Source organism: Martinezella sp. CNPSo 3959, from assembly GCF_057784355.1.
Window position 1 is genome coordinate 1 of the sequence record NZ_JBXSOV010000023.1, and the last position, 14425, is coordinate 14425.

Genomic DNA, 14425 nt, shown 5'->3' on the forward strand with positions numbered 1-14425 from the left:
CAACTTATAATGTAGAAGGTTTGCTTGTGAAGAGATCTACGATTTATCTGAAGTCCCTTTATGCCATGCGAAAGCTCTCGGGACGACTGTTTCTGGATCGGTCGGGCAATTTCGGGATCACAACGGCATTGGTCGCCGTTCCGTTGATCGCGGCTGGGGGACTGGCGCTCGATATCACCAATGCGATGCTCGTGCGAACGGAGCTGCAGAATGCTGCCGATGCGGCCGCGGTCGGCGCAATTGCGGATTCGTCGCCGGCTGTTGCGGCTGCCATGGCCATGACAAGCGATGGGACCGTCACGATCGGTCAAAGCGATGCCAACAAGCTCTTCTATGGCCAGGCGTCCAGCGATATTCAGAACATACCGGTTAACGTCAGCGCCGGGGTAATGCGTACGGGAAATGTCGTTTCATCGACGGTCAATTTTTCGGCGAACGTACCGACGACGTTGAGCCAGATTATCGGAAAAACATCCATTCCCGTCAGCGGCTCGGCATCTGCACAGTATCAGACGGCGAATTTCATGGATTTCTACATGCTGCTGGACAACACGCCATCCATGGGGATCGGTGCTACCATGACCGATATTGATAAAATGGTGGCAAACACGTCAGACAAATGTGCCTTTGCGTGCCACGACAGCACTACGGACAACAATTACTATAATCTTGCAAGCCGCCTTCACGTCCAGACCCGCATCGCCGTCGTCGGGCTGGCAACACAGTCGCTTACGGATACTGCTAAGACGAACCGGGTGACACCCGATCAGTACAGAATGGCCGTCTATACATTTGGTAAAGATACCTCGACAATTGGCTTGACCAACGTATCGGCGCTGTCATCCGATATGGCGCAGGTTAAAAATGCGACTGGCGCAGTGGACCTCATGAGTGTTCGAGGACAGGGTGATAACAGCGACCAGGACACCAGCTTCGATACGATGTTGACGCAGCTCGCGCCGATCATCGGCAATGGCGGCAGCGGAAAAACGAGTTCCGATCGTCAGAAGGTTCTCTTTCTTGTCACTGACGGCGTCGGTGACAGCAACAAACCCACCACCTGCACCAAGCCGACGACGAACGGGCGTTGCCAGGAGCCGCTCGCCACTGCCTTCTGCCAGCCCTTGAAGAACCAGAACATCAAGATCGCTATCCTCTACACCACCTATTTTCCCCTGCCGACAAATGGTTGGTACAACCAGTGGATCGCGCCATTTCAATCGCAAATCGGCACCAATTTGCAGACTTGCGCCTCGCCCGGCCTCTATTTCGAGGTGAGCCCGACGCAAGGCATCACAGACGCGATGAACGCGCTCTTCCTCAAGGTCATTCGTACGCCGCGCATCACAAGCTGACGCCAAGCCGCGCTGACCAGACCGGGAAGGCTAGGCGAAGGCCAATGATTTGAGCAGGCCGACGATCTTCTGGCGCGTTCTGGCATCCTTGATTTTTGTGAAAGCCCGATTGAGTTCCAAACCCTCTTCGGACGACAGGAAGCCGACGAGGTCGTTGCGCGGCGCGTTGGTTGGAACAGGATTGTCAAAGGCTGTATTGTCGAAGAAGTGCGATATCGGGACGCCGAGGCTGTCAGCAACACGTTGCAGACGACTTGCGCCTACGCGGTTGACGCCTTTTTCATATTTCTGGACCTGCTGGAAGGTAAGGTCCAGTTTCTCGGCGAGCGCCGATTGGCTCATGCCAAGCAGGCGCCGTTGCGCGCGGATACGTTTGCCGACTTCGACATCGATCGGGCTCGGCGCCTTCTTTGCTGCGATTTCCTGCATTGGTTCCTCCTCTTGGCGCTTATCGATCTTTGGGACCGGAGGCTGATGGCGGATGCCGCAGCACTTCCGAACGCCTCGCTGGAGAAGCGTTTCGCTATGACTGCCGGGAGTTACGGCAGACGACAACCTCGATTTATTTCGAATAGCGACGGGCGTTCTGTTTCCTGCGCCTTTGGGACCGGCCCCGCGCAATTTGACCATTCGTGGGCGTATCGCTCGCAGTCGATGGAGCTTGCTCCTAGCCGGTGGCTGCCTCGCGATTGATCTGCCGTATCGTGTCGATGAAAGCCCGGAGCTTTGGCGCCAGCTCGGCGCGGCGCGGAAAATAGAGGAAAAGACCTGCTTCCGTCACCGCATAGTCGCCCAGGACCTGAACAAGCCTGCCGGATGCGATCTCTGTCTGCACGAGCGGCTCGAAGACATAAGCCAAGCCGACGCCCGCCAGCGCAAGCTCGACGGCCGAATGCGATTCTGTGACGATCGCCTGGCCGCTGACGGTCACGGCGACATCGCGCCCGTCTTCAATGAATTCCCACTGATAAAGGCCGCCGGAGCGGATAAGGCGATAACCGATGCATATGTGATCTGCGAGATCAGCCAGCGTCTTCGGCCGCCCGAACCGCCCGATATAATCGGGTGATGCTACCACGATCGCGCGGAAAGGCGGCGTCAGGCGGACCGCCACCATATCCTGAGCGATCATCTCTCCGACGCGGATACCGGCGTCGAACCCCTCGGAAATGATATCGGTCAACCGCTCATCGGAGAATATCTCGATCTCGACCTCCGGATAGCGTTCCGCCATGGCCCTGATGACGCGGGTTATCGCAAGCGGCAGGCTGATGCGGGAGGCATTGATGCGCAGCAGGCCGCTCGGCTTTCCCTTGGCCGCCTTGATGCGCTCCATACGATCGTGAATGTCCTGCAGCGCAGGATTAATCGTTCCAATCAGGCTTTTTCCGGCTTCCGTTAGCGCAACACTGCGGGTCGTCCGGGCGAAGAGCGGCTGTCCAAGTCTTTCTTCCACCAGCCGAACGGCATGGCTGACCGCCGATGGGCTCATGCCCAGTTCGCTGGCAGCGGCGGCAAATCCGCCGCGGCGCGCGACGGCGGCGACGATAGGCAAATGTGTGAGCAGATCGCGATCCATTGCTGAGCCATATCGCATAATGAATGCAAATTAAATGACCTTATCGAACGGACGGAAAGCAGCGAAGCTATAAGCACCGAATTGCGGCCGACCGCTTTCGATCATCGAGCTGGTTTGGTGCGCCACAGAGGAGAATAGCGATGAGCATGGAATTTTACGCGCTGGGCAATAGCGGACTGAAGGTGACGCGGCTTGCGCTTGGAACCATGACCTTCGGCACGGAATGGGGATGGGGTGCCGACAAAGAAGCGGCGCGAGCCATCTTCAATGCCTATGTCGATGCCGGCGGCAATTTTTTCGATACTGCCGATGCCTATACCGGTGGTACGTCGGAGACTTGGCTGGGCGAGTTCATTGCTGAGCGCGGATTGCGCGACGATGCCGTCATTGCGACCAAATTCACCATGAACCTTGCGGCCCAGACGCCGAATGCGGCCGGTAATGGCCGCAAGAATATCCTGCGGGCGGTCGAGGGATCGTTGAAGCGGCTCAACACGGACTATATCGACCTCTACCTCATGCATTGCTGGGACCGCCTGACGCCACCGGAAGAGGTAATGCGTACCTTTGACGACCTAGTGCGCTCGGGCAAAGTCCGGCATGTCGGTCTGTCCGATGTTCCGGCTTGGTATGCAAGCCGCGCACAGGTCATTGCCGAATATCGCGGTTATGAGCCGATCTCGGCGCTTCAGCTCGAATATTCCCTGGCCGAGCGCAATATTGAGAATGAATTCGTACCGTTCGGGACGCGTTACGGTGCCGGCATCATGGCCTGGAGCCCGCTTGCGAGCGGTCTGCTTAGCGGCAAATATCGCCCGAGCAGCCAGGGAGAAACGGCCGGCCGCCTCGAAACCGTACGGGGCACGAGCAATCCCGGTTTTCAGAAATTCAACGAGCGCAACTGGGCGATCGTCGCCGAGTTGGAAAAGGTGGCGGGCGAGCTTGGCCGCAGCATGGCACAGGTAGCGGTCAACTGGGCGATGACGCAGCCCGGCATTGCCTCGATCATCGTCGGCGCGACGAAACTGGAGCAGCTAAAGGATAATCTCGGCGCGCTGGAGTTCACGATACCGCACGAGCTGCGCCAACGCCTCGACGATGTGAGTGCCCTGCCATCGACCTTCCCTTACTCATTTTTCGGACCGGAGATCCAGGGCAGCCTGACCGGTGGCCAGACTGTCGGCGGCAAGCCCGTGGGTTACTATCCGGATCTCAACATCTCGGGAAAGTTTGCAGGTGTCAGCTAAAGACGTCACAGCCATCGCAACGCGCTGGGCAACTGACAGCGCGTTGCGATGAAATGAACGATTGCCTTGTTTCCTCCGGTTTCTGCTGCTAGAGACCCCGCCGTGGCTTTGAAAAGCCATGAAATCCGGTCGCAGCCCACCCGGTCAAAACAAGGGATCCTGAATTATGAAGACTATCGTGATCTGCTCCGGCGGATTGGACTCCGTTTCGCTCGCCCATAAGGTCGCAGCCGAACATCAGCTTATCGGCCTCGTCTCCTTTGATTACGGCCAAAGGCACCGCAAGGAGCTGGAATTTGCGAGCGCCTGCGCCGAGCGTCTCGGCGTACCGCATGAGATCATCGACATCACCGCCATCGGCCGGCATCTGACCGGATCGGCTCTGACAGATGATGTCGAGGTGCCGGACGGGCACTATGCCGAGGAAACCATGAAGGCGACGGTCGTACCGAACCGTAACGCGATCATGCTGGCGATCGCCTTCGGGCTTGCGGCGGCGCAGAAGGCGGATGCCGTCGCCGTTGCGGTTCATGGCGGCGATCATTTCATCTATCCCGACTGTCGCCCGGGTTTCATCGAGGCTTTCCAGCAGATGCAGAACCAGGCACTCGACGGCTATGCCAGCGTTTCGCTCTACGCGCCCTATGTGACGATCTCCAAGGCGGATATCGTTGCCGATGGCGCCCGGCATAAGACCCCCTTTGCCGAAACCTGGTCCTGCTACAAGGGCGGAGAGCGCCATTGCGGCCGCTGCGGCACCTGTGTGGAGCGGCGCGAAGCCTTCCATCTCGCTGGTATCGCAGATCCCACGGAATATGACGATGCCGATTTCTGGGTTGCCGCGACATCGGGCTTTTCGGCTGAGGAGGTGAAGTGATGTATCGCATCACCAAGGAGTTTCATTTCTCCGCCTCGCATCAGCTCTCGCATCTTCCCACAGATCACCAGTGCGCGCGCCTGCACGGGCACAATTATATCGTCGTTGTGGAGCTTTCGGCCGGCGAACTGGACGAGAACGGGTTCGTGCGAGATTATCATGAGCTGCAACCTCTGAAGCGCTACATCGACGAAGCGTTCGATCATCGCCATCTCAATGATGTCTTTGGACATGACCGGGTGACCTCGGAGTATCTCGCCAAGCATTTCTATGACTGGTGCAAGGAGCGCTTGCCGCAGACATCTGCCGTGCGAGTCAGCGAAACGCCGAAGACCTGGGCGGAATACCGGCCATGAGCGAAGCGCCCATTCGCGTCAGCGAGATCTTCGGGCCGACGATCCAAGGCGAGGGCATCCTGATCGGCCTTCCGACGATCTTCGTGCGCACCGGCGGCTGCGACTATCGCTGCTCCTGGTGCGATACGCTGCATGCCGTCGATAGTGATTATCGCGATCAATGGCAGCCGATGTCGGTCGACGAGATCTGGCAGGAGGTAACGCGACTTTCAGGCGGCAAACCGCTGACCATCTCGCTCTCCGGCGGCAATCCTGCGATCCAACCGCTCGGCCCGCTGATTGCGCGCGGCCATGCGGAGGGATATCGCTTCGCGCTGGAGACTCAAGGGAGCTTGGCCAGGGAATGGTTCGCCGAACTCGATGTGCTCGTGCTGAGCCCGAAGCCTCCATCGAGCGGCATGGCGACGGACTGGATCGCCTTCGACGACTGTCTGCGCATGGCGGGCAGCGGACCGCAGATCGCCTTGAAGATCGTCATATTCGACGATCTCGACTATGAATATGCGCGAGACGCGGCTGCTCGCTATCCTCAATTGCCCGTCTATCTGCAACCCGGCAATCACACGCCGCCGCCAGCCGATGCAGAAGATGCCATTGTCGATATTGACGGCATCGTCGAGCGGATGCGCTGGCTCGTGGAAAAGGTCAGCAATGATCGATGGTTCGAGGCGAGGGTGCTGCCGCAACTGCACGTGATCATCTGGGGAAACAGGCGCGGCGTTTGATAGATTGCGAACGGGCCGCATTCTGCCTGGCCCGATCGCAATTTACATTTTTGTAGGCCAACCAGCAGAGCCGCATCGGTACTGCGTTACGATTTCTCCTCGCGACTGCCATGCTCGACTGTATTCGACATCGCTGATTTGAGTTCAGCATCGAAAATTCCCGCAAGTGTCTTGAGGATCTGCAACACGCCCGGATGATCGCAGGTATAGTATCTATACTGCGCCTGACGGCGCACTTTGACGATGCCGGAATGATGCAAGCGGGTCAGGTGCTGGCTGAGGGCTGATTGCGATATTCCAAGCTTCTTGGCCAGGCTGTTTACATCCTCCTCACGGCCGGACAGATGAATACAGACCTCAAGGCGTTTGGGATTTGAAAGCTGGCTGAGAAGATCTGCATGGTAGATGAGACGCTCATCTTCTGTGGTGTGATCTGAGGAATACATAGCACGGCCAATCGTCGATAGTTAATCTTAAAATCCCCCTGCAGCGCGTGATGATAAGCGCAAAAGTTGCAAAATTATGGTTTGGATATTCCAAACGTCGCATCCTCGCGGAGCAGGCGGCCCCTCCCAGTTCGGCCGATTTCCAGGAAATCAACCTCTCCCAGCGGTCAACTAGGGTCCTATTGTAATTTTGGAATATGTACCGCTTTGGGTTTTGCAATTATTCTGTAACAAAATCGAACGAAATGCCTTGTTTTTGTCCGGGTTCTGACATCGCACTGCTAATAAAGCGGCTTATCTTCTGCTCCAACGAACAGGAGGTAACCATGACCCAAAGGGACTTGACGATCGCCGAAGTTCTCAAAGATCCGCTGATCCGCCAGGTCATGCGCGCGGATCGCATTTCCGTGACTGGAATGGCAAGCCTGCTGCAGGATGCCGCGAGCCGGCAGGAGCGTGCCGTGTCCGCCAATCTGGCGCCGATCATGCATGCCGCTTCGTGCTCCAGGCCGCAGGCCGATTTGCGCTGAGATCGTCTGTTCCGGGCCGACATGGCAATCGCTCTATGACGAGTGCTTTGCCATTACCTCAGATTTCCGGGCAGGGTGGTCCTAGGCATGATTTAGGGCCGTCTCATTTCGCTCGACGCCTTTGCGCCGCTGTCACAGTGCGCCGCTTCGGTTCAAGGAGATCGCGTAGACGCTTGTCGTTGCCGTCATGAAAAGCTTGTGTTTGCCGCGACCGCCGAAGCAGAGGTTGGATACTGTTTCCGGTACCAGGATCTTGCCCATGAGATGGCCGTCGGGCGCGATGCAATGCACGCCGTCGGCTGCCGACGACCAGAGATTGCCGTCGCTGTCGAAGCGCATGCCGTCAGCACAGCCCGGCGAAATCGCATGAAATACCTCGCCGCCGGAGAGCTGCCAGTTTTGGCCGACGTTGAAGGCCCGGATATGTTGCGGATCGTTGCTATGCATGCGACCGGTATCAGCCACATAAAGCTTCGTCTCGTCAGGATTGAAGGCAAGCCCGTTCGGGCAATTGAAATCCATCAGCACGGCCTGAATGGAGCCGTCTGGATCGACGCGATAGACATTGCATGGCAGCTCCTGCTCGCTCTTATATCCCTCGTAATCCGTCGCGATGCCGTAATGCGGATCGGTAAACCAGATCGCGCCGTCAGAGGCGACGATCACATCATTGGGTGAATTCAGGCGCTTACCCTGATAGCGATCCGCGATGACCGTGATGGAGCCGTCATATTCGGTGCGCGTGACACGCCTGGCGCCATGTTCACAGCTGACGAGCCGGCCCTGCCGGTCACGGGTATGGCCGTTCGAAAAATTCGAAGGTTCGCGAAAGATGCTGGTGCCGAGCCCCGGTATCCAGCGCATGATGCGGTTGTTGGGAATATCCGAAAAGAGCAGGCAGTTCAGATCTCCGAACCAGACTGGGCCTTCCACCCAGTCGAAACCGGTGGCGATTTGCTTGACGGGGGCATTGCCAAGAACAAATTTCCCAAAGGCCGGGTCGATGATTTCGAAGAACGACATTGTGACAATACCTCCCGTAATGCTAGATCGTGCGTTGATCTGTTATCGATAACATAACTCGATGAGTCCGCAATGAGGAGGATAGTGCATGAGCCACGTTCTGACGTCGAGCGTCTTGAGTGACGAAGGTGTGATGACCTTGTTGAACGCCGCCATTTCCGCCGCGACCGCGATGGGCCAGCCGCAATGCATCGTCATCGTCGATCAATCCGGCGTGACGCTCGGCTCCTTCCGCATGCGCGGTTCGCGTTTTCAGTCGCTGAAAAGCGCCGGTGCTAAAGCACAGACGGCGGCCTCCATCGGCGCTCCCAGCCATTCGCTGCCGGACCATGCGCGAGTGCCGCTGGCAATCGCCACCGACGGCGGGATGACGGGGTTGCGCGGCGGTTTGCCAATCCGCGTCGGCGGCGCGCTTCTCGGCGGCATCGGCGTCGGTTCGGGTTCCGGCGAGCAGGACGAACAGGTTGCCCGCGCCGCGCTCGAAGCGATCGGCGCCGACCTAGACTGAACGGGTGAGCGCGAAATCCCTCTTCGGCTTCAATCGAGTGGATTTCGCGCCGCTTTCGTTCAGTTGAAGGCGATCTGCGCCTTCATGGCCTGGCTTCGATCCGACGCGATCTCGAAGGCGCTGATCGCGTCGGCAAGCGGGACTGTGTGTGTGATGAGCGGCCGCACATCGATAAGGCGCTTGCGCATCAGATCGACGCCAACCGCAAACTCTTCATGAAAGCGGAAAGAGCCACGCAGTTCCAACTCCTTTGCCGTAATCGCCAGCATCGGCAGGCTCATGTCGCCGCCGATACCAAGCTGGACGATGATCCCTCGCGGTCTCAGCGCCGCAATGCCGCCGGCGAGGGCAGCAGTAGCGCCCGAGCATTCGTAGAGCACATCGAAAGTGCCCTTGTCGGCTGAATAGGTGGCAAGCGCTTCGGGCTCATTCTTCGTATTGATGACCCTGTCGGCTCCTGCCTGCCTGGCAAGCGACAAGGTGAAATCCGAAAGATCAGTCGCGACGATCTCGACGGCGCCAGCGCGACGGGCCGCCAGGATTGAAAGGACGCCGATCGGACCGCAGCCGGTCACGAGAACGCGTTTGCCGAGCATCTCGCCCGCACGCCGCGTAGCGTGCAAGGTCACGGCCAAAGGTTCCGCCATGGCCGCTTCACCCGGCGTCAGACCATCGGCCGGCACACATTGAATGGCATCGGCCACAAGCGTCTCGCGAAAGGCACCCTGGATGTGCGGGAAGGGCATGGCGCTGCCATAGAAGCGCATGTTGAGGCATTGATTGGGCAGTCCCTGCAGGCAGTAGCGGCAGGTGCGACAGGGGCGGGAGGGGGAAACGGCAACGAGCTGGCCGATCTCGAGCCCCTGCACGCCCGGACCGAGCGCGGTCACGGTCGCGCTGATTTCATGCCCGAGGATCATCGGTTCCTTCAGGCGAACAGTGCCGAAGCCGCCGTGATGATAATAATGTAGGTCGCTGCCGCAGACGCCGCCGGTTGCAAGCCGCAGCTTCACTTCTCCCGCGCCCGGTTCTTCCTCAGGATAATCCTCGATCCGCACATCCTTAGCGGCGTGGGCGATGATGGCCTTCATATCTTTCTCCTCAAAGAACGGGTGTCGGCAGTGCATGGCCGGCGAAATGGGCGGCGAGATTGTCGCGCACCAGCTGACCCATGGCCTTGCGCGTCTCAACCGTGCCGGAGGCATGGTGGGGCTGCAGCAGCACATTGTCGAGTGCCAGGAAGCGCGGATTAAGCTCTGGCTCGCCTTCGAAGACGTCAAGGGCTGCCGATCCGAGCCTGCCGGTCTCCAACGCGTCGAGTAGGGCGTCTTCGTCTATATTGGACGCGCGGGAGATGTTGATCAACATGCCTTCCGGGCCGAGCGCCTCGATCACGTTACGACCGACGATATGGCGGGTGGCGGCGGAAGCGGCGAGCGTGACGAACAGGAAATCCGATTGTGCTGCGAGCTCGACGGGATCGGCGACAAAGGTCATGTCTGACGCGTAAGATTTCGCCTCGACGTCCGAATAGGCAATCTGCATGTCGAAGCCCTTCAGGCGTTTCGCGACTTCGAAGCCGATGCGGCCAAGACCGAGCACGCCGGCACGCCGTCCCCAGACACGGCGTTTGAGGGGATAAAGTCCCTTCTCGGCCCAGCTGCCGTCACGCACCCATGTCTCTGCCCCGATCATGCCGCGCGACAGGCAGAGCATCATCGCGATTCCCAAATCGGCGACGTCACTGGTGAGGACGTCGGGTGTGTTGGTGACACGGATGCCGCGCTCGCGGCAGGCTTGCAAATCGACGGCATCGAAGCCGACGCCATAAACAGAAATGACTTCCAGTTTGGGGCAGGCATCGATCATAGCACGGTTGGCGCCGAGTTCGCCGCGTGTGGCGATGCCTCTGATCAATGGTCCGACCTGGGCGAGCAATGCGTCCTTGTCGGCCGCCTCGAAATAGCGATGAACCTGAAAGGCTGCGTCGAGAGGCTCTTGATCCCATTGCGGGTAGGGGCCAATCTGCAGGATTGGGGGCTTGCTCATCTTGTGTGTCCTCCCTTGACATCAAATGTTATCGATAACATAAACAGGGGAGACGACCATTGTCGAGATGAAAACGGAGGAAACAATGTCTGCTGGTCTTTTTGATCTGAAAGGGCGGCGCGCCCTGGTGACGGGTTCTTCCCAAGGTATCGGGCTTGCGCTCGCGAAAGGGTTGGCCGCCGCCGGCGCTGAGCTGGTGCTCAATGGGCGTGACAAGGAAAAGCTCGCCACGGCGGCTGAGAGTTTCGACAGCAAGGCGTATCAGCTGGCCTTCGACGCCACTGACCATGAGGCTACGCGTCAGGCCGTCGATGCCTTCGAGGCGGAGATCGGCGCGATCGACATTCTCGTCAACAATGCCGGTATGCAGTTTCGCACACCGCTCGAGGATTTTCCCGCCGATGCCTTCGAGCGGCTGCTGCGGACGAATATATCGAGCGTCTTCAATGTCGGCCAGGCGGTCGCCCGTCACATGATCAAGCGCGGTGCAGGAAAGATCATCAATATCGCCAGCGTGCAGACGGCACTGGCGCGGCCCTCGATTGCGCCATACACGGCAACCAAGGGTGCCGTCGGCAATTTGACGAAGGGCATGGCCACGGATTGGGCGAAATACGGGCTGCAATGCAACGCCATTGCGCCGGGCTATTTCGATACGCCATTGAATGCGGCCCTCGTCGCCGATGCAGACTTTTCCGCATGGCTCGAAAAGCGCACGCCGGCCGGCCGCTGGGGCCGTGTCGAAGAACTGGTCGGCGCCTGCATCTTCCTTGCTTCCGATGCCTCCTCCTTCGTCAACGGTCATGTGCTCTATGTTGACGGCGGCATCACGGCTTCGCTCTGATGGCGCTTTGCCGCGCCGCTTCGTCATCATGGGCGTCAGCGGCTGCGGCAAGTCGTCGGTCGGGTCGGCGCTGGCCGATCGCCTTGGAGGCATCTATGCCGATGGTGATGATCTTCACCCTGCGGCAAACGTTGCCAAGATGAGTGCCGGCATACCGTTGACCGACGCCGATCGCTGGCCTTGGCTCGACAAAGTCGGTCAATACCTGGCTTTGGCGCAGGATACGACACTGATCGGGTGTTCGGCGCTGAAGCGCATCTATCGCGACCGGATTCGCGAGGTTGTCGACGCGCCGGTTTGCTTCGTTCACCTTGCCGGAACGAGGCAGACCATTCTTCGGCGGATGCAGGCAAGACGGGATCATTTCATGCCGCCAGCATTGCTCGACAGTCAATTTGCAACCCTCGAGCTGCCTGGATCAGACGAGCAGGCGATTACCGTCGATATCGATCAGCCGCTGGATCAAGTCGTAGCGGCCATCATCATTGCATTGGAGGAGACGCAATCATGAGCAATAAGGTGGCGCTGATCGGCGCCGGCGCTATGGGTGGAGCGATCGGCGCTCGTCTGGCGGAGACCGGCAATCAATTGACGGTCTTCGATCTCGACAAGGAGAAGGTTGCGGTGCTGACCGCAAAAGGCGCTACGGCAGCCCCGAGTGCAGCGGCAGCGGCTGCCGTTTCCGATTTCGTCGTCCTCAGCCTCAATTCGCCGAAGATCGTCCATGCCGCGGTGTTCGGGCCTGAAGGCATTGCCTCAGGTGCAAGAGCGGGCACGCTGATCATCGATATGTCGTCGATCGATCCCGATGCCACCAAGGCACTTGCTACTGAAGCGGCAGAAAAGGGGCTGCGCTGGGTGGATAGCCCACTGTCCGGCGGAGCACCGAAGGCCCTGATAGGGCAGTTGACGCTGATGGCCGGTGGCAGCGAGCAGGACGTCGCGGATGCGCATCAGGTCTTGCAGCATGTGGCATCGAACTACACACATATGGGGCCCGTCGGCGCGGGCCAGACCACGAAGCTCATCAATCAGGTTCTGTGCGCGTTGAATTTCCTCGCCGTCGCGGAAGCGACGCAACTGGCGCTTGATGCCGGTGTCGATGCCGCGAAAATCCCGCAGGCGCTGAAGGGCGGGCGGGCCGACAGCGCCATCCTTCAGGAATATATGCCGCGTTACGTCGCCAGGGATTATCGCCGCACCGGACGGATCGACAACATGGTCAAGGATCTGAACGGCGCTCAGGATCTGGCCCGCAGGACTAATACCGCCATGCCGTTGACGGCGGTCTGCGCCGAGATACACCGCATGCTGACGGCTTCCGGTCTTGGCGGTGAGGATCAGGCGGCGCTGATGGAATTCTTCAAAGGGCCGAACAAGGAGATCGCCGGATGATTACCCGATATGCATTATTCGAAGGCAAGGTCAGGGAAGGAGAGGCAGAGGCGTTTCGAACGGCCGTCATGGAAACCATCCTGCCGAAGTGGAAGCAGTTTCCTGGTGCCCTGGACGTGCGGGTTACCTTTGCCGAGGCACGCGATGAAGGCGCCCCGGAGTTCCCGATGATTTTGGCCGTGAACTATCCGGATATGGCCGCCGTGGAAAAGGCGCTTGCGAGCCCGGTGCGCACCGAGGCGCGTGCAGCGACGGAAGCGGTTCTCTCACGCTTTTTCGAAGGACGCATCCATCATCATGTGACGCTGGCGCATGAGTTCCAGCTCTAGTCGACTGCTGCAAGACGTTTCCGACGCGGGCGCGCTCCTTGCGGTTGCTCGCTTTGCGGGATAGCTGAAAGCGCCTCTTGCCATTCTGGGAAGAGGCATACTACTCTGATGGTAACGATAACATGGGCCATTGATGAGTAACGATCGCAAAACGCCGACCATGGCAGACATAGCCCGCGTCATGGGAGTTTCTCCGATGACCGTATCGCGCGCCTTCAAGGCCGACAGTCTTGTCAGCCCGGAGACGCGCGAGGCGATCCTGCGAACGGCGGAGGAGCTGGGCTATGTCTTCGACAGTACGGCTTCCAACCTGCGTTCGCAAAAGTCCGGCTTTGTCGCCGTTACCATCCCGTCCATCAACAATGCCAACTTCGCCGATACGGTCGGAGGCCTCTCGGACACCTTGTCCAAGCGGGACATGCAGATTCTGCTTGGCTATACAAACTACGATGCCGAAGAGGAGGAGCGGCTGATCGAACAGTTGCTCCGCCGCAAGCCGCAGGCGATCGTCGTGACCGGCGGCACCCACACGGAGCGAGCGCGTAAACTTCTGCAGACCGTAGCAATCCCGGTGATCGAGACCTGGGATATCCCGACCGATCCGATCGGCCACTATGTCGGCTTTTCTAACAGGGCCGTCATGCGCGATATGGTCGATCATTTCGTCGCGCTCGGCTGTCGCCGCATCGCCTTCATCGGTGGTGATGTCCAGCGGGATTCACGCGGCAGCGAACGCAGGCTCGGCTTCATTGCTGCCATGCAGGCGCATGGGCTCGACGCCACCAGGCTGATCGCAGCCGGATCGCCGCCGATCTCGATGCGGGAAGGCGCTAATGCCATGGCGAAGCTGATCGAACTCTATCCCGATACGGAAGCTGTCGTCTGCGTCTCGGATCTTGCCGCCTACGGTGCACTCACCGAATGTCGGCGGCTAGGAATTCCCGTGCCCGAGCGCTTTTCCATCGGCGGTTTCGGCAATTATGAAATCGGCGAGGTCTGCGTGCCGACTTTGACTACCATCAACGCCTTTGCGCGTGAGATCGGCGAGCGGACAGCACAATTGATCCTGGATATTCTCGATGGCACGCAGCCGGTTCCCGATGTCAGGATATTGCCTGAACTGATTGCGCGCGATAGCAGCCGCCAAGCATAGTCTTGTTGT

General features: G+C 59.0%; 18 protein-coding genes. 12 read left to right on the plus strand and 6 right to left on the minus strand.

Features of this window, described 5'->3' with window-relative positions; translation table 11 throughout:
• The first annotated feature begins 65 nt into the window (after positions 1-65).
• Positions 66-1355: a TadE/TadG family type IV pilus assembly protein gene (locus AC13RE_RS27905; protein WP_488565355.1), complete on the plus strand. Its 1290-nt coding sequence runs from the start codon at positions 66-68 to the stop codon at positions 1353-1355.
• Positions 1356-1385: 30 nt separating this feature from the next.
• Here the strand turns inward: AC13RE_RS27905 and AC13RE_RS27910 are convergent, their stop codons facing one another.
• Complete coding sequence (locus AC13RE_RS27910; protein ID WP_132720111.1) at positions 1386-1784, minus strand: helix-turn-helix domain-containing protein; 399 nt, start codon at positions 1782-1784, stop codon at positions 1386-1388.
• A 238-nt stretch (positions 1785-2022) separates the two neighbouring features.
• Positions 2023-2934, minus strand: coding sequence for a LysR family transcriptional regulator (locus AC13RE_RS27915; protein ID WP_132720110.1), 912 nt, complete (start codon positions 2932-2934; stop codon positions 2023-2025).
• A gap of 140 nt (positions 2935-3074) precedes the next feature.
• On the opposite strand from AC13RE_RS27915, the gene AC13RE_RS27920 reads away from it, so the two are divergent.
• The 4 genes from AC13RE_RS27920 to queE all read left to right on the plus strand — a co-directional run bounded on the left by AC13RE_RS27920 (position 3075) and on the right by queE (position 6139).
• Positions 3075-4181, plus strand: a complete 1107-nt coding sequence (locus tag AC13RE_RS27920) for an aldo/keto reductase (protein WP_488565330.1) — start codon at positions 3075-3077, stop codon at positions 4179-4181.
• Positions 4182-4347: 166 nt separating this feature from the next.
• A complete protein-coding gene (gene queC / locus AC13RE_RS27925) occupies positions 4348-5058 on the plus strand; it encodes a 7-cyano-7-deazaguanine synthase QueC (protein WP_488565331.1) in 711 nt (236 codons plus the stop codon).
• Positions 5058-5414 carry a 6-carboxytetrahydropterin synthase QueD gene (gene queD / locus AC13RE_RS27930; RefSeq protein ID WP_488565332.1) on the plus strand — a complete coding sequence of 119 codons (357 nt, stop codon included), beginning with the start codon at positions 5058-5060 and terminating at the stop codon, positions 5412-5414. Before queC ends, queD begins: the two co-directional genes overlap by 1 nt.
• Positions 5411-6139 (plus strand): 7-carboxy-7-deazaguanine synthase QueE, encoded by a 729-nt coding sequence (gene queE / locus AC13RE_RS27935; RefSeq protein ID WP_488565333.1) that lies wholly within the window; start codon positions 5411-5413, stop codon positions 6137-6139. Before queD ends, queE begins: the two co-directional genes overlap by 4 nt.
• 86 nt (positions 6140-6225) lie before the next feature.
• On the opposite strand, the gene AC13RE_RS27940 is transcribed toward queE, so the two are convergent.
• On the minus strand, positions 6226-6585 hold the full coding sequence (locus AC13RE_RS27940; RefSeq protein WP_488565334.1) for an ArsR/SmtB family transcription factor: 360 nt from the start codon (positions 6583-6585) through the stop codon (positions 6226-6228).
• A gap of 326 nt (positions 6586-6911) precedes the next feature.
• Here AC13RE_RS27940 and AC13RE_RS27945 point away from each other — a divergent pair, with 326 nt between their 5' ends.
• Positions 6912-7115, plus strand: coding sequence for a hypothetical protein (locus tag AC13RE_RS27945; RefSeq protein ID WP_488565335.1), 204 nt, complete (start codon positions 6912-6914; stop codon positions 7113-7115).
• A 132-nt stretch (positions 7116-7247) separates the two neighbouring features.
• Here AC13RE_RS27945 and AC13RE_RS27950 read toward each other — a convergent pair whose 3' ends face one another.
• Positions 7248-8138, minus strand: coding sequence for an SMP-30/gluconolactonase/LRE family protein (locus AC13RE_RS27950; RefSeq protein WP_488565336.1), 891 nt, complete (start codon positions 8136-8138; stop codon positions 7248-7250).
• A gap of 88 nt (positions 8139-8226) precedes the next feature.
• Here AC13RE_RS27950 and AC13RE_RS27955 point away from each other — a divergent pair, with 88 nt between their 5' ends.
• Complete coding sequence (locus tag AC13RE_RS27955) at positions 8227-8646, plus strand: GlcG/HbpS family heme-binding protein (protein WP_488486296.1); 420 nt, start codon at positions 8227-8229, stop codon at positions 8644-8646.
• A 59-nt stretch (positions 8647-8705) separates the two neighbouring features.
• Here the strand turns inward: AC13RE_RS27955 and AC13RE_RS27960 are convergent, their stop codons facing one another.
• Together AC13RE_RS27960 and AC13RE_RS27965 are read right to left on the minus strand one after the other, a co-directional pair.
• Positions 8706-9737 (minus strand): L-idonate 5-dehydrogenase, encoded by a 1032-nt coding sequence (locus tag AC13RE_RS27960; protein ID WP_488565337.1) that lies wholly within the window; start codon positions 9735-9737, stop codon positions 8706-8708.
• A 10-nt stretch (positions 9738-9747) separates the two neighbouring features.
• Complete coding sequence (locus AC13RE_RS27965) at positions 9748-10695, minus strand: 2-hydroxyacid dehydrogenase (RefSeq protein WP_488565338.1); 948 nt, start codon at positions 10693-10695, stop codon at positions 9748-9750.
• Positions 10696-10780: 85 nt separating this feature from the next.
• Here AC13RE_RS27965 and AC13RE_RS27970 point away from each other — a divergent pair, with 85 nt between their 5' ends.
• The 5 genes from AC13RE_RS27970 to AC13RE_RS27990 all read left to right on the plus strand — a co-directional run bounded on the left by AC13RE_RS27970 (position 10781) and on the right by AC13RE_RS27990 (position 14416).
• Positions 10781-11539 (plus strand): SDR family oxidoreductase, encoded by a 759-nt coding sequence (locus AC13RE_RS27970; protein WP_112337620.1) that lies wholly within the window; start codon positions 10781-10783, stop codon positions 11537-11539.
• A complete protein-coding gene (locus tag AC13RE_RS27975) occupies positions 11508-12050 on the plus strand; it encodes a gluconokinase (protein ID WP_488565339.1) in 543 nt (180 codons plus the stop codon). The genes AC13RE_RS27970 and AC13RE_RS27975 overlap by 32 nt, the downstream gene beginning before the upstream one ends.
• Positions 12047-12934 (plus strand): NAD(P)-dependent oxidoreductase, encoded by an 888-nt coding sequence (locus AC13RE_RS27980; RefSeq protein WP_132720098.1) that lies wholly within the window; start codon positions 12047-12049, stop codon positions 12932-12934. Before AC13RE_RS27975 ends, AC13RE_RS27980 begins: the two co-directional genes overlap by 4 nt.
• Positions 12931-13263, plus strand: coding sequence for a hypothetical protein (locus AC13RE_RS27985; protein ID WP_004120191.1), 333 nt, complete (start codon positions 12931-12933; stop codon positions 13261-13263). Before AC13RE_RS27980 ends, AC13RE_RS27985 begins: the two co-directional genes overlap by 4 nt.
• A 133-nt stretch (positions 13264-13396) precedes the next feature.
• Positions 13397-14416, plus strand: a complete 1020-nt coding sequence (locus AC13RE_RS27990; RefSeq protein ID WP_488565340.1) for a LacI family DNA-binding transcriptional regulator — start codon at positions 13397-13399, stop codon at positions 14414-14416.
• Positions 14417-14425: the final 9 nt, after the last annotated feature.